Annotated in this window: 20 protein-coding genes; 3 read left to right on the top strand and 17 right to left on the bottom strand. The window is 55.1% G+C overall.

The annotated features are described in order from the left end of the window. Position 1: 1 nt before the first annotated feature. The 12 genes from R70723_RS13045 to R70723_RS12990 all read right to left on the bottom strand — a co-directional run bounded on the left by R70723_RS13045 (position 2) and on the right by R70723_RS12990 (position 11345). Positions 2–907: a PHP domain-containing protein gene (locus R70723_RS13045; RefSeq protein WP_081957368.1), complete on the bottom strand. Its 906-nt coding sequence runs from the start codon at positions 905–907 to the stop codon at positions 2–4. Beyond that, the gene (locus tag R70723_RS13040; RefSeq protein WP_047171118.1) at positions 888–1502 is read right to left on the bottom strand and encodes a GNAT family N-acetyltransferase; all 615 of its coding nucleotides are present in this window, start codon (positions 1500–1502) and stop codon (positions 888–890) included. The genes R70723_RS13045 and R70723_RS13040 overlap by 20 nt, the downstream gene beginning before the upstream one ends. Positions 1503–1548: 46 nt before the next feature. Further along, the gene (locus R70723_RS13035; RefSeq protein ID WP_039872596.1) at positions 1549–2448 is read right to left on the bottom strand and encodes a selenium metabolism-associated LysR family transcriptional regulator; all 900 of its coding nucleotides are present in this window, start codon (positions 2446–2448) and stop codon (positions 1549–1551) included. Positions 2449–2528: 80 nt separating this feature from the next. Next, positions 2529–3038 (bottom strand): hypothetical protein, encoded by a 510-nt coding sequence (locus tag R70723_RS13030; protein WP_372238219.1) that lies wholly within the window; start codon positions 3036–3038, stop codon positions 2529–2531. A 35-nt stretch (positions 3039–3073) separates the two neighbouring features. Then, positions 3074–4042: a GGDEF domain-containing protein gene (locus R70723_RS13025; RefSeq protein ID WP_039872593.1), complete on the bottom strand. Its 969-nt coding sequence runs from the start codon at positions 4040–4042 to the stop codon at positions 3074–3076. After that, entirely contained in the window at positions 4023–4931 is a 909-nt protein-coding gene (locus R70723_RS13020) for an EAL domain-containing protein (RefSeq protein ID WP_039872591.1), read from the bottom strand. The genes R70723_RS13025 and R70723_RS13020 overlap by 20 nt, the downstream gene beginning before the upstream one ends. Positions 4932–5127: 196 nt before the next feature. Then, on the bottom strand, positions 5128–5391 hold the full coding sequence (locus tag R70723_RS13015) for a YlbG family protein (protein WP_039872590.1): 264 nt from the start codon (positions 5389–5391) through the stop codon (positions 5128–5130). Between the two features lie 42 nt (positions 5392–5433). Then, complete coding sequence (locus tag R70723_RS13010; RefSeq protein WP_039872589.1) at positions 5434–5871, bottom strand: YlbF/YmcA family competence regulator; 438 nt, start codon at positions 5869–5871, stop codon at positions 5434–5436. Positions 5872–5944: 73 nt separating this feature from the next. Continuing rightward, the gene (locus tag R70723_RS13005; protein WP_039872588.1) at positions 5945–7849 is read right to left on the bottom strand and encodes a helicase-associated domain-containing protein; all 1905 of its coding nucleotides are present in this window, start codon (positions 7847–7849) and stop codon (positions 5945–5947) included. Beyond that, positions 7846–9543 carry a DNA repair helicase XPB gene (locus tag R70723_RS13000; RefSeq protein WP_039872586.1) on the bottom strand — a complete coding sequence of 566 codons (1698 nt, stop codon included), beginning with the start codon at positions 9541–9543 and terminating at the stop codon, positions 7846–7848. Before R70723_RS13000 ends, R70723_RS13005 begins: the two co-directional genes overlap by 4 nt. A gap of 123 nt (positions 9544–9666) precedes the next feature. After that, positions 9667–10098, bottom strand: coding sequence for a CBS domain-containing protein (locus tag R70723_RS12995; RefSeq protein ID WP_039872585.1), 432 nt, complete (start codon positions 10096–10098; stop codon positions 9667–9669). A gap of 77 nt (positions 10099–10175) precedes the next feature. Then, on the bottom strand, positions 10176–11345 hold the full coding sequence (locus R70723_RS12990) for a M20 metallopeptidase family protein (protein ID WP_039872583.1): 1170 nt from the start codon (positions 11343–11345) through the stop codon (positions 10176–10178). Positions 11346–11520: 175 nt separating this feature from the next. Here R70723_RS12990 and R70723_RS12985 point away from each other — a divergent pair, with 175 nt between their 5' ends. Both R70723_RS12985 and ftsW read left to right on the top strand, forming a co-directional pair. After that, positions 11521–11868 (top strand): YugN family protein, encoded by a 348-nt coding sequence (locus R70723_RS12985; RefSeq protein ID WP_039872582.1) that lies wholly within the window; start codon positions 11521–11523, stop codon positions 11866–11868. Next, positions 11865–13112: a putative lipid II flippase FtsW gene (gene ftsW, locus R70723_RS12980; RefSeq protein WP_039872580.1), complete on the top strand. Its 1248-nt coding sequence runs from the start codon at positions 11865–11867 to the stop codon at positions 13110–13112. Before R70723_RS12985 ends, ftsW begins: the two co-directional genes overlap by 4 nt. A 72-nt stretch (positions 13113–13184) precedes the next feature. On the opposite strand, the gene R70723_RS12975 is transcribed toward ftsW, so the two are convergent. Continuing rightward, positions 13185–13550 (bottom strand): Asp23/Gls24 family envelope stress response protein, encoded by a 366-nt coding sequence (locus tag R70723_RS12975; protein ID WP_019911482.1) that lies wholly within the window; start codon positions 13548–13550, stop codon positions 13185–13187. Positions 13551–13703: 153 nt separating this feature from the next. Here R70723_RS12975 and cax point away from each other — a divergent pair, with 153 nt between their 5' ends. Beyond that, positions 13704–14774 (top strand): calcium/proton exchanger, encoded by a 1071-nt coding sequence (cax, locus tag R70723_RS12970; protein WP_039872578.1) that lies wholly within the window; start codon positions 13704–13706, stop codon positions 14772–14774. 93 nt (positions 14775–14867) lie between these two features. Here cax and R70723_RS12965 read toward each other — a convergent pair whose 3' ends face one another. The 4 genes from R70723_RS12965 to R70723_RS12950 form a co-directional block, all read right to left on the bottom strand. Continuing rightward, entirely contained in the window at positions 14868–15170 is a 303-nt protein-coding gene (locus R70723_RS12965; protein WP_039872575.1) for an Fpa/YlaN family protein, read from the bottom strand. Between the two features lie 149 nt (positions 15171–15319). Beyond that, positions 15320–15565: an HPr family phosphocarrier protein gene (locus R70723_RS12960; RefSeq protein WP_039872573.1), complete on the bottom strand. Its 246-nt coding sequence runs from the start codon at positions 15563–15565 to the stop codon at positions 15320–15322. Between the two features lie 114 nt (positions 15566–15679). Then, positions 15680–16795, bottom strand: a complete 1116-nt coding sequence (locus tag R70723_RS12955; protein ID WP_039872571.1) for an aminopeptidase — start codon at positions 16793–16795, stop codon at positions 15680–15682. Positions 16796–16896: 101 nt separating this feature from the next. Further along, positions 16897–17736, bottom strand: a complete 840-nt coding sequence (locus R70723_RS12950) for a hypothetical protein (RefSeq protein WP_039872569.1) — start codon at positions 17734–17736, stop codon at positions 16897–16899. Between the last annotated feature and the right edge of the window lie 69 nt (positions 17737–17805).

Here is a 17805-nt window from a genome sequence, read left to right as displayed (position 1 = left end):
ATTATCTGCGTTTGCCCGCAGCTTCGCGGAGCTGCTCCAGCACAGCCGCCGGTACGTTCACGCTGCCCAGATCGCCATGAAAAATGACGCCTTGGCGCGCGCCGTGAAAGTCCGAGCCGCCGGTAACCAGCAGCCCGGATTCTTCCGCCATCGCAACATACCGCGCAGCATCAGCCGCGCTGTGGTCCGAATGATAAGCTTCGATGCCGCGAAATCCGCTGCGGGCAATGATCCCCTGCACCAGCACATCATCGCCGTAGAGGCCGGGGTGAGCCAGCACCGGAGCTCCGCCGGCATCAATAATCCATTCACAGGCCTCCTCCGGGGTAATCCGCGGCGGAGATACATAAGCCGCTGCTCCGTCAGCCAGGTATTTGTCAAAGGCATCGCGCATATCGGCAGCAGCTCCGAGCCTTACCAGCTCATCGGCAATATGCGGCCGCCCGATGCTCTCATCCGGCTTCAGGTCACGTCCAAGACCGGCAATCACCCGCTCCAGCGTAATATCGATACCAAGCTCACGCAGCCTGGCCAGGATTGCTTCGTTCCGGGCGGCACGGGTATCACGCTGCGCCGCGAGCCTGGAGAGAAACAGTTCCTGTTCAATGTCAATATAATAGCCAAGCACATGAATCTCCTTACCTTCCGCACGGGTGCTGATTTCTACTCCGGGTAGGACAGCAATGCCGTATTTCCGTCCTGCCTCCAGCGCTTCTGCAACGCCGCTGACCGTATCATGATCGGTTATCGCTACGGCCGACAGCCCTTTATTGAAGGCAATCCGCACATTCTCCGCAGGCGGCTGCATGCCGTCCGATGCCAGGGTATGGGTATGCAGGTCTGCAAGCCCCTGCAGCCCGGTCCCGCCGCTGTCTTTTACCGTAATGTCATTCTGCTGTCTGTCCATCTGTGCCACCCCGTTGTTCTAAAGTAGGTACGCGGGTCATGCTCTCCCATTCCTCACGGAGAATTCCCATTTTGATTGCATCGTAATATTCGCCGCGGACAATCCGCGCTTTGCGGATCTGCCCCTCCAGGACCATACCGCATTTGGCAGCCAGCCCCATCATCCGGACGTTGCCCGACCAGGTGGCCATGCCAAGGCGGACTGTATCAAGTGAAGCAAACAGATAAGCCATCCACATTGTAAAGGCCTCGGTTCCGTAGCCGCCTGACCAATAACGGGAATCAAAAATGGTGATCCCGATCTCGAGCCAGTCCGTTTCCTCCGATACCCAGTACCAGTTGACTATGCCTTTGAGCTTTCCGTCTATTTCAATCACCAGCCTTGACCGCGGCTTGTCCGTCCGGGTAACCGCCAGCACTCCACGGTAGCTCTCTGTAAACTCCTCATAGCTCTCTTCTTCGGCCGGGTAATAAGGACCGTCCCACTCCTGAAACGCCTGGTCTTCCGCTTCATAATAGTGATGGTAGATGGTCCGGAGATCAGCATCAGCCAGATCGCGCAGAATCACCCTGCTCCCTTGTATCCGTACAGTCATTCCTTATTCCCCCGCTTCATCTGTTTGTATAAAAGCCGGATGTGCTCTAACGGTCATCCTTATGCTCGCGCAGATAAGTCAGGAAGGTGACTGCCGGAATCGGCAGCAGCGTCGATTTCAGATGGATGGCATAGAACTGCCGCTTAAAGGAGGCATCTGTAATATCAACAATCTTGAGCAATCCGAGCGCTACCTCATGCTTGACCGAGGATGCGGAAATAATCGTAATACCGAGTCCGGCTTCCACCGCCGATTTTACAGCACCGGTGCTCCCGAGCTCCATGACGATCCTCATAGCTCCAGGGTCAAGACCCTTTTCGAGCAGCTGCTCCTCCATCACTATCCGCGTGCCTGATCCCTGCTCACGCAGAACGAACGGATATTGCAGCGCATCCGCCAGGGTAACCCCGCCTTGCCCGGCTAACGGGTGCTCCCTCGGTACGATCAGCTTGAGCTCATCCCCCATTACCGGCTCCTGCACCATTGCCGGATGGGCTACCGGTGCTTCAACCAGCCCGAAATCCAGCTGATGCTTATGAATCTCCTCTATAATCTGTGAAGTATTCATAACTTTCATGGTAATGGAAATGTTGGGATATTCCTTGCCGAAGGGCCCGAGCAGCCGCGGCAGCACATATTCGCCGATCGTCAGGCTTGCCCCGAGCTGCAGCCGCCCCTCCAGCATATGCGTAAATGCCGTCATGGCCTGATCGGCCTCACGGATCAGCTGGATGCTGCGCCGCGCATACGGCAGCAGCACCTGTCCCGCTTCCGAGAGCACGATCTTTTTACTGGAGCGGTCGAACAGCTTGGTGCCGAAATAATCCTCCAGTGCCTGCACCTGCATCGTGACCGCAGGCTGGGTCATATGCAGCCGCTGGGCTGCAGCAGAGAAGCTCCCCTGCTCTGATACCGTATAAAAAATATGCAGCTGATGAAAATTCATGTAATCAGGACTCCTTCAATTTACTTCTAAAAAAAGGCATGCGGCCTCGGCCGCATGCCTTTTTGTTATGGTGCTGTACATCATTTGCGTCTGCGGCGCTTCTTCATCAGCTTCACGCGGCGGGTATTCCGCAGACGCGAGTAGTAGCCCTGCAGATCACGCAGCTGCGGAGTCGCCGAGATCCGCCCCAGAAAGGATACGATCACCATGATATGCAGCGGCCGGCCGGACAGGCTGGTGACGCCCTCCAGCTCCTTGAACTCTGCAATTACCACGGTATCCTCATCGATCAGATAGGCGTTGTATTTACTCTGCAGATAAGGCTTAACCCGGTTCTGCTTCAGGCTCTGCCACAGATAGGCGGCAACATCCGTCCCGGCTTCCCCTTCCCTGCTGACCCGGTCTGCATAACGGCTCTGCGCATGGCTTGTTATAACGATATCTGCGACCCTGTAGTCATTCAGCATGATGTGGAAAGGCTCATACGCCCCCCACCAGTCTATCCCTTTGCCATGCATCATCATCACTCTCCACCGGAAGGGTCTAGGCATGCTCTTATTGTTGTCAATCTTACCGCATTGACGCAGCATGTTCAAGCATCCCGCTCCGGCTGGGGCCCTCCCGTTCAGGAGCCTGCCCTGCTTACCGCAAGGTCAGAATCATCTGCAAAGCTGCTGCCTTTGATCTTCTTGCACTTTTTTTTGAGCCGCGCCGCCTCTTCGGACAAGGCCTCAACCGATGCAAACTGGCGGAAACGGTTGGTCACTACTGCAACGGAGATGGAGACCAGCGGGATTTTCTCGACACCGCCCGATCTGCTCTCCGCCAGCACATACTGCTGCGCCAGATGGCCCGGATGATAGAATCCTTTTATCACCTTTTCAAATTCCGCAATAATGGTCTTGCAGTACTCTTCAAACTGATAGTCATTAATAAAAATAATAAAGTCGTCCCCGCCGATATGCCCAAGAAACCCTTCCCGCTGCAAAGCGCAATGCTTCAATATCTCCGCAGCCGCCTGGATCAGCCGGTCGCCCTCCTTAAATCCGTACGTATCGTTGTAAGCCTTGAAATGGTCAAGATCTATGTATAGCACACTGAACTGCTCCTGCAAAAGCGATTTTACCATCCATTCATTGATGCTCAGATTGCCCGGAAGTCCGGTAAGCGGATTGAGAAAGCTGGCAGCCACCGCCTGAATTTCAGCAAAATTAAGCAAAAGCTCACGTACGCTCACCGCTCCGAACAAATGCCCCTCATGCATGACCAGCACATAATCATACAGGTTCTCCTCGTTGCGGTCCATCGCCAGTCTGCTGACCTCCGTAATCTGTGTCTTATACTCGACAACCAGCGGATTGCGGTCCATCACAAGCTCCACCGGCCTGCCCATATACAGCGTATAGCCGTATAACGTCCCGATCTGCTGATAAAAGCGGATGCGCATAATCAAGGCCACCGCCTGCCCGTTCTCCGTCACACATACACCTTGAAGCTTAGGGTTGCCTTTGAAAATATGATCCACATATTCGCATTTATGCTGCGGGGAAATCTCCGGGATTTGCTCCGCAATTTCACCGATTTGAAGAAACATAGCCATAGACTCCCCTTCCAGCAGCTTTGATAGGCTCTACCGGACAACTGCCCTGGACCGGAAGCTGCGCCGGCCTGCCCAGCGCGTAGCCCTGGCCGAACTCGATACCCGCCCTCTGCAAATATACCAGCTCCTCCGCCGTTTCGATCCCCTCTGCTATAACCTTGGTAGATGACCGTGCAGCATATTCCCGGATCAGCTCCAGCAGCTCCTGCTGCTCTCTGCAGCCCTCAATCCCGCGGATCAGTGACTTGTCCAGCTTGATAAATTCAGGCTTCAGGTACACCAGCGTTTTGAGGCTGTTATAGCCGGACCCTGCGTCGTCAACCGCAATGCGGAAGCCCTGCTCCCGGTAGTGGGACAGCACCTTTTCAAATCCGATATAATCCTGGACAGCCTGCCGCTCCGTCAGCTCAAACACGACACGCTCCGGCGACAGCCCCAGTGACTGCAGCAGGGCAAGGGTCTCACCGCTCTTATGCCGGGCGTCATTCAGCACACCGGGATGGACGTTTATGAAGACAAGCGTACCGCTCGCACGATCCTCCATCGGCAGCCGTTCCATGTAGCGCTGCAGCGACATCCGCCGGCAGTTCTGCTCAAAGCGGAACATCTGGTCCGTCCGCCCGGCAAATTCGTAGAAATGCTCGGTAGTGGGAAAATGGACAGAGGACGGAGGACGGTTCAGCACCTCATGTGCAACCGTAAGCCCGGAGCGCAGCTGCAAAATCGGCTGGAAATACGTGTCCAGACGTTCTTTGTTCATGATATCCAGCAATGCGGATAATTGGCCGAGCTCCTGAAGCTCCCCCCTGAGCCTGACATTTAAATGCTGCAGATACCTGGGGATTAATTTTATTTTTTGGGCAAGGGCCCGCTCTTTATTCATCTGATCACCTGTATGCCTGTCTTCGTGAATTTTATCACTCTTACTGCAAGCATATACGCAAAGTATTAAGCGGTGATTAAAACTTCTGCCAAATATCGACAACCGGCCGTTTTATTTTAAGCAGCGGGACACAGGTATCATTATAAAAAAAAGCAGACGCCTGCAGCGCCTGCTTCTGTTCCGTCTATGAATTATCCTACAGCCCGTAATACCGTGACTTGTCCTGCCCGTTACTGGTGTATTCCGTCTTGAGCTCATTGCGGTAGGATCGTTCGATCTTGCGCACATATGAGAGCCTGCGGACGTTCTTCATTACTTCCTCGGCACGCTCCGCATTGACGTACATTACCGCATAGTGCATCCGCCGTGATACATAGTGCAGTGTCCCGTATTTCTCCAGGTTGCGTGCCGCTTTGACATCGCTGACCCATACGATATATCCTGTCCGTTCCGCAAACATAAGCTCATCCGCCCTTTCTTTCTCTCCCCTGCCAGCGGCACCTTATCCGCAGGAGCATTTGCCTCCGCTGCCGCAGCCGCCCTTCGGCGACGGGTCATTGCTCGGAACCTTGATGCTCTCCGACACCGAGAATGCGATCGCTTCAGACATGGAATGCAAAATATCGTCCAGCGTCGCCTCCGCCTGCTTGAAGCGGACAACCTCCTCGAACTGCTCAAGCTCCTTCTCTACTGCTGCTACTTCATCCTTGGCCATATGGTAATTGGGGTGAAAATGCCCGAAGCGCTGTGTCTCTTCGAACAGCTCCTTCTTGCTCTGCAGCCGTCTGACCATGGCCTGGATTTCGGAATTGGCGCCGACGCGCCCCTTCCAGTATAAATAATCCGACACTTCGGCGGATTGATTAATCATATCGCCTAATTCATAGGCGTATGTCAGCACTTCGGCCATATCGACCGTATTCAATTCCGCTACGCTCATGAACTTCAACTCTTTTCTGTTGTAATGTTCTACAGCACAATGTAGACTACCCTATCATAACATAACCGGTCACCTAAGCAGAAGAGGAATTTCTCCTCTTCTCCGGAATCAGCAGCTTCATTTCCTTCCAGTCTCCCGGTACCAGCTCCGCGGCTTCATACTGCCCGGTTCCGGCAGGCATCAGCCAGCCGGAGACGCTCCACGGCCTGCCGTGAAGCTGCTCGGGGATGAAATCACAGATTTCCCCCTCCAGAGACAAACGGACCTTAATCCCCCAGCGGTGAGCCTGCTCCATTACCTTTTGTGCGGTAGTGATATGGTATTCCCGCCATTCCCTCAGCCACATCTGCGGAACGCCTTCTTCACCGGGAAGCAGCCCATCCTCTGGTTCCGCAGCCGGGACCGGCACGGTCCTGAGCATTGCGGTGCCGCCTAGCAGGCCTGTGGTCTCTTCAGGTGCCGGAAGGACGTATGCCTCCTGCTGAGCAAGGCCAGCATCCTCCGGCAGCCCGGCAGGCGCAAGCGCGTCTCCACCTGCGCTTCCGATCAGCCGCGGCGGTGCCAGTCCGGCTGCCGCCAGCTCCCTGCGAACCTGATCCGCGCGCCCATGCTGCACAATGAAATGCAGCGGCCCTATCCGGGTCAGGCAGTCTCCAAGCCGCGGATGTGCAGCGATGTCGGCAGCATCTCCTTCCCCCCGGCAGGCAAGCAGAATGGCCTCCTTCCAGGAGGTCCGGCCAATGCTGCGCGACCACTGGGCAAGGGACTGCCTGACCTGATCAGGCAGTCCGCCTGCGGCATGGGCCGCAAGCCAGCCTATCACGGCTTCCGGCGGCCTGCCCCGCTCTGCCGCCTCTTCCAGCTTCTCACGGCTTAGCCGGAAGCTCCACAGCCGGTCGTCGCCGGCAAGAAGCTCCGCACAGCCGGCAAGCCCCCAGCGCAGCCGGTAGGGGACCTCCGGCGGAACCAGCACCTCGAAATCCGGCTGGACGATAAAGCCGCCTCCGGCTCCGCCCGCGCTGTATCCGGGTTCCGCGCAGAAATTCCCGGTGTCCTGATTCTGCTGTCCTGCCGGAAGCACCGGCTTATACAGGGTCCAGCGGAAGCAGCACTCCCCGCTGTCTGCCGCCGTCCCCAGCTCACACCAGCCGAAGCCTGCCATGCATTGCAGCCAGGCAATACAGCCCGGCTGAAGCGCTTCGGTATCCTTGCCTGCAGTCAGATCCGACTGCAGCATTAAATCCATTAAATCACGGAGCACATACCAGCTGCCCGGCGTGAAAGCGCCGGATGACAGAAGATACCGGAAATGCTGCTGGGCCGGCTCTGAAGCAGCGTAACGGCTGAGGATTACACCGTATAACATTTCCGTCATCTGCGCCTCAGCGAGCCCAAGCCAAGCATTCATCTTCTCAGTCTTCAGCCGGTAAGCGTTGTCCCCGCGTTCAGCAAGCTCCAGTGCAAGCATTAAATCCAGCAGCACAGTGACAGTAAGCGGAACCGTCTCATCTGCAGGAGTACTGGGGAACAAGCCGCGCAGATGCTTATCCTTGACAGGCAGCTGAGCTGCCAGTCTGCCCGAGTGCTTCTTGTGGACGGCTCCTTTGCCTGTCAGCGGAAGCCCTTCCTGGCGCATGAACACCAGCGTGCGGAACAGCTGTGCAGCCAGCCCGGCCTCTGCGGGCCAGGTCACCTCAACACGTCCGCTATTAAGGGATTCCGGCTTGCAGCTAAAGCATTCCTGCTGCACAGCAGCCAGCTGCTGCGGAGGGATCTGGTACAGCTGCTCGCCCCAGATTTTCTGGCGCAGCTCCAGCAGCCCGGCCCGGCGCAGCTCCAGGATTGCCAGCTGGAGCTCAGCACGGCAGAGCGCTTCAGGGCGCAGCTGCTCCGCCTTCTCCACGGCAAACGGCCTGTCCGCATAAGCTGCACATATGCGCCGCAGAATCTCATTTGCGCCTGGACTCACGGTCATCATAGCAAAGCCTCCTCCTGCGGCCCGGCTGTTCTGACCGCATATTCATAGCCCTGCTCCGTCAGGAACAGCCGCCGCCGCAGGGCAAATTCCTGTTCACGGCTGTCTCCGGTGACCAGCGTATAGAAATAGGCTCTGTTCTCGCCCTGCTTGGGCCGCAGAATCCGTCCCAGCCGCTGGGCCTCCTCCTGCCGGGAGCCGTATGCACCCGATACCTCGATCGCAACCGAAGCGTCCGGCAGATTGACTGCAAAATTGGCTACCTTGGATACCACCAGCACATTTAGTGCGCCTTCGTTAAAGGCCTCGTACAGCCTGTTGCGTTCACGCTGCGGGGTTTTCCCGGTGATAAGCGGGGCATCCAGACAGGCAGCCAGCGCTTCGAGCTGATCCAGGTATTGGCCGATCACAAGCACCCTTGCTCCGGCATGCTCGGCAATAATCCCCGCGGCCGCCTCCGCCTTGGACGGGTTGCCGGCGGCCAGCCGGAACTGCTCCTTGCCCCCGGCGTAGAGATACCTGCTGCGCAGGGCACTGTCCATCGGCACAACCAGCTCCACACATTCCACAGCGGCGATCCAGCCCTGCTTCTCCAGCGACCTCCAGGGCAGCTCATAGCAGCGCGGTCCGATCAGCGAGAAGACATCCCCTTCGCGGCCGTCCTCCCTGATCAGCGTAGCAGTCAGTCCCAGGCGCCGCGTTGCCTGGATATCGGCGGTTGCCCGGAAGACCGGGGCAGGGAGCAGATGCACCTCGTCATAGATAATAAGGCCCCAGTTGCGCTCATTGAACAGACTCATGTGGACGAAATCCTCTTCCTTTGAGCGGCGGTGTGTCAGCATCTGATAGGTTGCCAGCGTAACGGGCCGCACTTCCCGGCGCTCACCGGTATATTCCCCGATCTCTCCGCTCTGCAGGCTCGTCCGCTGCAGCAGCTCTTCACGCCACTGCTCAACTGAGGTTGTATTGGAGGTCAGGATCAGTGTTTCACACTGCAGCTTCTCAATGACAGCAAGGCCTACCACCGTCTTCCCCGCCCCGCAGGGAAGAACAACCACTCCGCTTCCGCCCATCCCGTAGAATAACCGGACTGCCTCCTGCTGATATGGCCGGAGCCCGAAGGTCCCCGGATTGCCGCCGGTCTCCTCCAGCCCGACACCGGTCCAGGCCAAGCTAAGCCCCTGGCCTTCACGGTAGCCGGCATAGTCCAGCACCGGGTAGCCGAGCCGGGTAAGCTCCTGCTTCAGCAGCCCGCGGGAGACTGCCGGACATGCACATTCCAGCTCTCCGGTTCTTCTAAGCTGCAGCGCGTCCAGCCCTGCGAGGCCTGCCAGCTCATCGAGCAGCGCCGGGCTGTCGGCGCGCAGCAGCACCAGCCGGCTATCCGCTGTACCGGCATGCAGCGTCAGTCTTCCGTACCGTGTGACCAGCCTGCCGATTTCTTCCTCCAGTCCGGCCGGAACCCCCCAGCGCGCCAGGCGCCGCAGACTGGCAATGATCTGCTCCGCCGTCATCCCTCCGGCAGCGGCATTCCACAATGACAGCGGAGTGATCCGGTAGGTGTGATAGGCCGGAAGGCTTTTTACAAGCTCGGCGTAATCTGCAAGCTCCATTCCAGCAGCCCCGAATCCCGGGTGTCCGCATTCCAGCAGCACAGTCTTATCTTTACGGGCTATACATGCCCCTGTTCCGTTCATTTTCTCTCCTCCTGTCTGTTTTATCACTGATCAGCTCTTGTCACGCCTGACTGTAAGAACAGGCCCAACAGGAAAAAGCCCACGCCCGCAATTTTGCGGCTATGAGCTTCTCTTGTATCTTATTCAATGCAGCCGGTGCCGGGATATTTCACTCAGCGCCTCTCCCGCTTCGTCTGCAAAAATATTCTTTGCAGCCAAGTCGCCCAGCGACACAACGCCTATCAGCTCCCCGTCACGGGTTACCGGCAGGCGGCGGATCTGCCGTGATGCCATAAGCTCAGCTGCTTCCTCTACAGTCGCAGACTGCTCAACGGAAACTACCTGCTTGCTCATCACCGTCTCCACAGCGGTGGAACCCGGATGCTTCTGCGCGTACCCTCTCAGCACCAGGTCCCGGTCCGTAATCACACCGATGAGCCTGTTGCCCGACTCTGAATCAGTCACCGGAATGAACCCTGTATCATAGTCTCTCATTTTGACGGCAACCTCATAGACATTATCCAGCAGCGTCACCGCTGCAGGCCGCTCTGTCATCACTTCTCTGACTGTCTTCAAGTAGGAACCTCCTGTCTCTCCGTAATATACGGAAGTAGGTTCTCCCAATCCTGGCTATTTATGCATGATAAGTGCAATTATTCATTCTGGCAGGAGTCAGCGAGCGCCACCAGCAGCGTGGCACCGTGCAGCAGGGCATCCTCGTCAAAATCAAATTTGCTGTGATGATGCGGGTACACGGCATTCTTGTCCGCATTTCCGGCGCCGACAAAGATAAAGCAGCCGGGAATCTCCTTCACATAATAAGCGAAGTCTTCAGCGGGCATAATCTTCTCCATATGAATGACCTGCGCCTCATCTCCAAGCGCTTCGGGAGCAACCCGCATAAACCGGCGGAATTCCGCCTCATCATTAACCAGCGGCGGATAGCCCATCATGTAATCCACCTTCGCCTCAGCCCCGTAAACAGCAGCAACCGCTGATGCCATCTCCTCAATTCTGGTGCGGATCAGATACCGGGTCTCTTCATCAAAGGCACGGACCGTACCGGTAATCCGGCAGCGTTCAGCAATGATATTCTGGGCAGTTCCGCCCTGAATGGTGCCGATGCTGAGCACTGCAGGCTGCAGCGGATCTACACTGCGGCTGACGATGGTCTGCAGCTGTGTAACCAGCGCTGCAGCGGCTACGATACTGTCTACCGTGCGGTGGGGCATCCCGCCGTGTCCGCCCCTGCCGGTAATATCAATGAAGAATTCGTCCGCCGATGCCATCAGCGGACCCGGCGCACTGCCGACTGTGCCCAGAGGCAGCGGTGTCCACAGATGCAGGCCGTAGATGGCATCCGCTCCGTCAAGCACCCCTTCAGCAATCATATCCTTCGCTCCGCCGGGGCAGATTTCTTCTGCAGGCTGGAACAAAAAGCGCAGCTCGCCCTTCAGCCCGTCCCTCCGGGCGCTATAGTACGCAGCTGCCCCGAGCAGCATTGCCGTATGACCATCATGTCCGCAGGCATGCATAACACCGGGATTCTGTGAAGCATATTCACTTCCGCTCTCCTCGGTAATATTCAGCGCATCCATATCGGCACGCAGCACCACTGTCTTACCCGGCCTGCTGCCCTTCAGAATTCCCGTCAGTCCGTAACCGGCCTTGCTGCGCTTTACTTCAATTCCGAATGCTTCCAGCTTCGCGGCTACAAAAGCCGACGTTTCCTTCTCCTGGTAGGACGTCTCCGGGTGGCGGTGCAAATGGCGGCGCCATTCCACCATCTCCGGAAGCAGCCGGTCGATCTCTCTTTTGTCCATACGGTTCCATTCCCTTCTCACGTATTTTTACATTGTAGCAGAAACGCAAAAAACTGTGTACGGCTATGCCCGGCTTACCTTGCGCAAGCCCCGGAAACATACTATCATGAGGTAGAACATCTATAATGACACTTGCGAAATGATCATTATACTTCATAAGGGGGATATGTGCGCTATGATATTTGAGAACACTGGCCTCGTAGGACTGCAAAGCGACCTTCAATATCTGGACGAAAGTGCGGCCAAAGCCGGGTTCATCCGCTGGCAGTGGGAGTACACGCGTGCCACTTACGACTGCAAGATCGAAGACCCGCAAGAAGGCGGCGAATACTTCCTCAGAATCAACACGCGTGCTGTCGAAGGCAAGCTGGAGAAGCCCGATGCCGTGCTGGCCGTTGAAGCCGTTTATCTGGGCAAGGCCACCTTTCCCCATGGCCTGGAGTATGACTCCCCGGTCCCCCAGCCTGTACTCGACACCGCAGCACAGCGCATTCTTGAGCTGAAAGGACTGCTTGAAGCTTGAATACCGTAAAAGGAAAAACCAAACAAAAAGCCAGACTTCCCAAAAGAGGCACGCCTGATTTCCAGCTGCTCATCCTGACCCTGCTCCTGGTCGGCTTCGGTCTTGTCATGGTGTTCAGCTCCAGCTCCAGCCTGACCCTGGCCAGTGAAAAGTTCGGGAACGATCCGCTGTACTTCCTCAAGAATCAGATTCAATGGGTAGTAGTCGGCAGCGTCGTAATGTTCACCGTTATGAATATCCACTACAGTAAATTCAAGAAATGGTATGCCCCGATTTTTTTACTTACGCTCCTTCTGCTGCTGCTTGTAGCTTTCACTGAGCGCACCAACGGTGCCAAGAGCTGGTTTAACATCGGCGGACTCGGCATCCAGCCTACGGAGCTTGCCAAAATCTCGATCATCCTGTATCTGTCTGCACTCATTACCAAAAAGGGCGAGCGGCTGCGGGATTTACGCACAGGCTATATTCCGGTCATGGTCATTGTCGGTATTGTTGCCGGCCTTATCATGATGCAGCCGGATCTGGGCTCCTGTCTTATTCTTGTAGCAACCAGCGGGCTTGTTATCTATGCCGGCGGTGCCAGCATGAAGCATATCCTCGCCTCAATTGCACTATTGGTGCTTGGCGTAGGCATTGTCATGGGAGCCAAAACCGCCATAGACTCCCTGTCGCCGCAGACAACTATTGTGGCTGCTGACAACAACTACAAAATGGACCGCATCGCGGCTTTTATTGACCCTTTCAAGGATGCTGAAGACGGGGGATATAATATCATCCAGTCTCTGACGGCTTTGGGAGAAGGGGGCACAGGCGGCGCGGGGTTCGGACAGAGTATCCAGAAGCTTCATTATCTGCCTTATCCGTATACGGACTTTATCTTCGCCGTCATCGGCGAGGAGCTCGGCTTTATCGGCACAGCCGTCTTCCTGCTAGTCTATCTGTACTTTATCTGGAGGGGCATCATGATTGCCCTCAGGTGCACCGATCCTTTTGGCACACTCGTCGGCGTCGGGGTCATGGGCCTGATTGCCATACAGGCCTTCGTCAACATCGGAGGGGTTACTAAGACGATCCCGCTTACAGGGGTCACACTTCCATTTATCAGCTACGGGGGATCCTCACTGGTGGTTACGATGTTCTGTATGGGCATTATGCTCAGCATCTCACGGGAAACAAACCGCCCGGCCAAAGAAGAGGTTACCAAATCCGTCACCACTGTGCGGCAGGTACGCGCCACCCGCTAGAGCGGGACAGCAGCTGCCGGATATAAAAAGGCAGTCCGGAATGATCTCCGGGCTGCCTTTTTCGTTCAAACCTTATGAAATTTCGTCGTTCTTGAAGGCAACGCCTTCAACCTTGACATTCACTTCCACAATATGAAGGCCGGTCATGCTCTCTACTGCCTCACGCACATTCTGCTGAAGCATCCGGCAGACCTCATGGATCGGTGTCTCATACAGTACAATGATACGCAGATCCACTGCAGCTTCAAGCTGCCCCACTTCAACAGTAACGCCTTTCTGCACATTCTTGCCGCTTAGACGCTTCGCCCAGCCTTCAGACAAGCCGCCTGACATGGCCGCTATGCCCGGAGTCTCCAATGCCGCCAAACCGGCAATTTTAGAGACGACATCATTCGATATCCGTATGTTTCCCATTTCAAGTTGAAGTTGTTCTGCCATGCCATATCCCCCCTACACTCATTATCAATTATTGTAATTCGAAAACAGGCTAAAAAGCAAATGACTTCTGCGGCACCCGTTTACACACGGGATCAAGATGGGTATATTGAAATATGAATTTAAACTACATACAGAAACCGGAGCGTGCTTTACATGAAAAAATGGATTTCTCCTGCGCTGCTGATAATCACCTTTATCCTTAGCGCAGCCGGGCATTATGCGGACTGGGACCACACACTGCAGTTCGTATTATCCGCTGTTGCGGTTGTTTTCGTGGCCGGCTTTCTCGGCCGGGCGACCGAAAGTGTAGCCCACTATGCCGGACAGCGGCTCGGAGGCTTTCTTAATGCCACCTTCGGCAATGCCGCAGAGCTGATTATCGCCTTCTTTCTGGTCAAGGAAGGCCTGTTTGACATGGTCAAGGCAAGCCTGACCGGGTCCATTATCGGCAATCTGCTGCTGGTGCTGGGCCTGAGTATTTTTGCGGGAGGAATGAAGTTTAAGGTTCAGAATTTCAATGTTACCCTCGCAGGGCTCAACGGCTCACTGATGATCGTGGCGGTCATCGCCCTGTTTGTCCCCGCCATGTTCTTCAACACCCACTCCATCACCGAGCGGGATACCGATGTGCTCAGCCTCGTCGTGGCCGGACTGCTGATTGCAGCGTATATGGCCTGGCTGGTCTTCTCCATGATTACGCACAAAAAATATCTGGCCGATGTAACGGATGAATCTGCGGAGGAGCTGCCCAACGAGCATGCGCCTGTCTGGTCTAAGGGCAAGTCCATCTTTTATCTCATTCTGGCAACGGTCATGGTCGCTTTTGTCAGCGAGTGGCTGGTAGGCACACTAGAGACCCTTACGGAGCGCTTCGGCTTCAGCGAGCTGTTCGTCGGTGCCTTCCTTGTCGCAATTATCGGTAATGCAGCCGAGCACAGTGCAGCAATCATGCTGGCCATGAAGAACAAAATGGGAGCAGCGGTGGAAATTGCCGTCGGCAGCAGTCTGCAGATTGCCCTGTTCGTAGCCCCTGTTCTGATCTTCGCCAGCTACTTCATGGGCAATACGATGGATATCGTCTTTACGACCATAGAAATTGTAGCGATCGCCGTCTCTGTGTTCATAGCTAAGTCTATAACCCAGGATGGCGCCACCAACTGGTATGAAGGCTTACTGCTGCTGGCCGTCTACCTGATACTGGGTGTATCCTTTTATCTAGTATAGACAGACCTTTCCCCGACTCTTATTACAACAAAAAACGCACATGAGCGGCGTAGTCCCTCATGTGCGTTTTGGTATGAACAGTGCAAGCTGCTGTTAATTCTCGCGTTCATTCGCCTTCTTGTTCAGCGCCTCGTACAGCACAGCCAAGTTGCGTTCAAGCTCACTCAATACCTGCTTGCCGGTGAACTCAGGCACCAGTCCCGCCCTAACCGCAAAATCGACCTCTCTTGAAAAGCCGTACATCTGGGTATCCAGCACTTCCTCATAGAGAGGGCAGTAACGAGTAGCCAGATTCTCCATCTGCACTTCGATGAGCTTCTGAATTTTATCGGCATCTTCTTGTAGAAGAGTAATTGCTTTAAGATTAAGCTGTTCCTGCAAATCCGATGAAGTCATGCATTATCCCCCCCATGTCCAAAAGTTACAGCTGTTAATGCTATTTAGTTTAATATTAGTCGAAATTGAGAGCCAATACAAGAATTCAGTTGCGAGTAATTACAAAAAACGCCCTGCCGCTTCCGGCAGGACGTCTTTGAGGTCGCCGATTACTCAGCAACAACAGTAAAATTCAGACCATGTTTGGAAAATACTTCGCTCATCGCTTTCTTTGCTTCTTCGGCATCAGTGCCGTGTACATGAAGCTCATAGCTTTGACTGGAAACCAGAGTTGTAAACAACCCGAGGATGCTCTTAACGTCAATGTACTTGTTGTCCGCCTGTAGGACGATTGATGAGTTGAACTGGCTTGCCGTTTGGGCAATATCCACGATTGCCGCATTGTTACTGGACATAGGAATCCCTCCGCAACTTGATTAGAAAAACTTAGTACGCTTGTTCATTTGTAACCAATTCCATGATACATTGAATCCGCTTACTCACGCAAGGTGTTTTCTTTTGATTACATTTTATTTCAGATTTTCCGGGTTCAGACCTTCAAGTTCAGGAATCACGAAAATACCGTCCTTGCGGATCAGCACATCATCAAAATAAATCTCCCCGCCGCCGTACTCCGGACGCTGAATCAGCACGAGGTCCCAGTGAATGGAGGAACGGTTGCCGTTATCGGTCACATCGTACGCCTGACCCGGTGTAAAGTGCAGGCTGCCGGCGATTTTTTCATCGAACAGAATATCCTTCATCGGGTGGAGAATATACGGATTGAAGCCGATGGCGAATTCACCGATATGGCGTGCGCCGTCATCAGAATCAAGAATCTCGTTAAGGCGTGCGGTATCATTGCTGGCTGCCTCGACAATTTTACCGTTTTCGAAGCGGAACTTTACATTTTCAAAAGTAATGCCGTTGTACAGGGTCGCCGCGTTATAGCTGATCGTACCGTTAACGGAATCACGGACAGGGGCGCTGTAGACCTCGCCGTCGGGAATATTTTTCTGGCCGGAGCATTTCTCTGCACCGATGCCCTTAATGGAGAACGTGAGCTCTGTGCCTGGACCGGTGATGCGCACCTTGTCTGTTTTCCGCATAAGATCGGCAAGCGCATCCTGGGCTTTGTCCATTTTGGCATAATCCAGGTTACATACCTCAAAGTAGAAATCCTCAAAGGCTTCAGTAGTCGTATTGGCAAGCTGGGCCATACTCGCGTTAGGATAGCGGAGAACCACCCATTTGGTATGCTTGACCCGCTGCTCGCTATGTACCGGATGTGAATACAGGGAGTTATAAAGCTTCATATTTTCTTCAGGCACATCAGCCAGATCGTTCACATTCTCGCCGGCGCGGATTCCGATATAGCAATCCATCTGCTTCATGCGGTTCAGGTCGATCTCAGCCCAGGTCTTAATCCCCTCCGGGATTGCATATTTAAGCATACTGCGCAGGACGGTACGGTCTGTCAGCTGGACAAAAGCATTGCCTCCGGCTTTACCGACCTCCTCCACAACCGCCTTAATCAAATCTCTTTCGCTGCCGATCATTTCGACCAGCACATTTTCGCCCGGCTGCACGTCTACGGAATAACCCACAAGGTTTGCCGCCAGCTTTTGAATTCTTGGATCCTTCATCCTGCTCGCTTCCTTCCTCTTACATAAAAATGGCATACCGTTCTATTGTAGCACGCCCTCTATCCAGCGCAAGGCTTTCTGTCAGGTCCATCCTCCGTCTCTCATTGGTAGCCGTAAAAATCAACGTTGCTTACAAAAGCTTCGCCGTCTGAAGCACCGCCAGCTCCCGGATAACGGACTGTCTGCGTCCAGGTCAGCCGCTTGGGCAAATTCCGCCTTGTATCCACCTTCAGAAAATAAACAGAGGACACTTCAGCTTCGTCCAGCCTCCGCTTCAGCTCCCCGCTCTTCTGCTTCCATAAATTCTCCATCGCTGACCGGACCTCTGCCGGCTGTGCTGCATAGCCTGTATCTGCAGCCCCTGGACGGACGGCCTGCATTTCCTGTTCAAGCCGCTGCGCCAGCTGCCGCTTGGCTGCTGCAGGGCTGAGCCTGATCCGCAGCACCCGGCTGCCCGAGGCAGCGCCCGTCTCCTCTGTTACCTCCTTATCCTGCTCCTGCAGCTCTTCCAGCTGGTGCAGGGGATTGAGCGCAGTGAGCGGTCCGGCATTGTCCTGCAGGCCGTATGCCTGATACGGCTTCCATTCCCCGTCCTGCTTCTCCAGGCTGGTATAATAGGCTGAAGCTGCAGGCCCGCTCTGCTCAAGCTCCTTCAGCCCCTTGCCGGCAGCCGTACCGGCCCCTCCCGCCTCATCCGGCAGCAGGGAATACAGGGTGATCCGGTTATGATCCTGCAGCTTGCCCCCGTAATAAACCGCAGACTCTTCCACCGGCTTGCCTTCTACAAGGAGTGCAGCCGAGCCTTCAAAGGACACGGCATCTCTGCCGTCCATTCCCGCCAGAGCCAGATCCAGATCCTCCGCTGCCGGCCTGCCCCCTGCCGGACCACAGCCGCTGAGCAGCACCAGAGCCAATAACGCAAACGCTTTATTCATCTTCATGTGCGGATAGACATCCCTTTTATCGTATTTTCAATATCAATCTATATAGGTTCTCCTTTCACTGCACGC

The sequence above is a fragment of the Paenibacillus sp. FSL R7-0273 genome, assembly GCF_000758625.1.
Lineage (GTDB): Bacteria > Bacillota > Bacilli > Paenibacillales > Paenibacillaceae > Paenibacillus_AQ.
This window is presented reverse-complemented; position numbering and strand designations above follow the sequence as displayed.

What these genes read in the sequence shown, in the direction of transcription:
- R70723_RS13045 (WP_081957368.1), bottom strand. Translation starts at nt 907, where the DNA reads ATGGACAGACAGCAGAATGACATTACGGTAAAAGACAGCGGCGGGACC.
- R70723_RS13040 (WP_047171118.1), bottom strand. Translation starts at nt 1,502, where the DNA reads ATGACTGTACGGATACAAGGGAGCAGGGTGATTCTGCGCGATCTGGCT.
- R70723_RS13035 (WP_039872596.1), bottom strand. Translation starts at nt 2,448, where the DNA reads ATGAATTTTCATCAGCTGCATATTTTTTATACGGTATCAGAGCAGGGG.
- R70723_RS13030 (WP_372238219.1), bottom strand. Translation starts at nt 3,038, where the DNA reads ATGCTGCGTCAATGCGGTAAGATTGACAACAATAAGAGCATGCCTAGA.
- R70723_RS13025 (WP_039872593.1), bottom strand. Translation starts at nt 4,042, where the DNA reads ATGTTTCTTCAAATCGGTGAAATTGCGGAGCAAATCCCGGAGATTTCC.
- R70723_RS13020 (WP_039872591.1), bottom strand. Translation starts at nt 4,931, where the DNA reads ATGAATAAAGAGCGGGCCCTTGCCCAAAAAATAAAATTAATCCCCAGG.
- R70723_RS13015 (WP_039872590.1), bottom strand. Translation starts at nt 5,391, where the DNA reads ATGTTTGCGGAACGGACAGGATATATCGTATGGGTCAGCGATGTCAAA.
- R70723_RS13010 (WP_039872589.1), bottom strand. Translation starts at nt 5,871, where the DNA reads ATGAGCGTAGCGGAATTGAATACGGTCGATATGGCCGAAGTGCTGACA.
- R70723_RS13005 (WP_039872588.1), bottom strand. Translation starts at nt 7,849, where the DNA reads ATGATGACCGTGAGTCCAGGCGCAAATGAGATTCTGCGGCGCATATGT.
- R70723_RS13000 (WP_039872586.1), bottom strand. Translation starts at nt 9,543, where the DNA reads ATGAACGGAACAGGGGCATGTATAGCCCGTAAAGATAAGACTGTGCTG.
- R70723_RS12990 (WP_039872583.1), bottom strand. Translation starts at nt 11,345, where the DNA reads ATGGACAAAAGAGAGATCGACCGGCTGCTTCCGGAGATGGTGGAATGG.
- R70723_RS12985 (WP_039872582.1), top strand. Translation starts at nt 11,521, where the DNA reads ATGATATTTGAGAACACTGGCCTCGTAGGACTGCAAAGCGACCTTCAA.
- R70723_RS12975 (WP_019911482.1), bottom strand. Translation starts at nt 13,550, where the DNA reads ATGGCAGAACAACTTCAACTTGAAATGGGAAACATACGGATATCGAAT.
- cax (WP_039872578.1), top strand. Translation starts at nt 13,704, where the DNA reads ATGAAAAAATGGATTTCTCCTGCGCTGCTGATAATCACCTTTATCCTT.
- R70723_RS12965 (WP_039872575.1), bottom strand. Translation starts at nt 15,170, where the DNA reads ATGACTTCATCGGATTTGCAGGAACAGCTTAATCTTAAAGCAATTACT.
- R70723_RS12960 (WP_039872573.1), bottom strand. Translation starts at nt 15,565, where the DNA reads ATGTCCAGTAACAATGCGGCAATCGTGGATATTGCCCAAACGGCAAGC.
- R70723_RS12955 (WP_039872571.1), bottom strand. Translation starts at nt 16,795, where the DNA reads ATGAAGGATCCAAGAATTCAAAAGCTGGCGGCAAACCTTGTGGGTTAT.
- R70723_RS12950 (WP_039872569.1), bottom strand. Translation starts at nt 17,736, where the DNA reads ATGAAGATGAATAAAGCGTTTGCGTTATTGGCTCTGGTGCTGCTCAGC.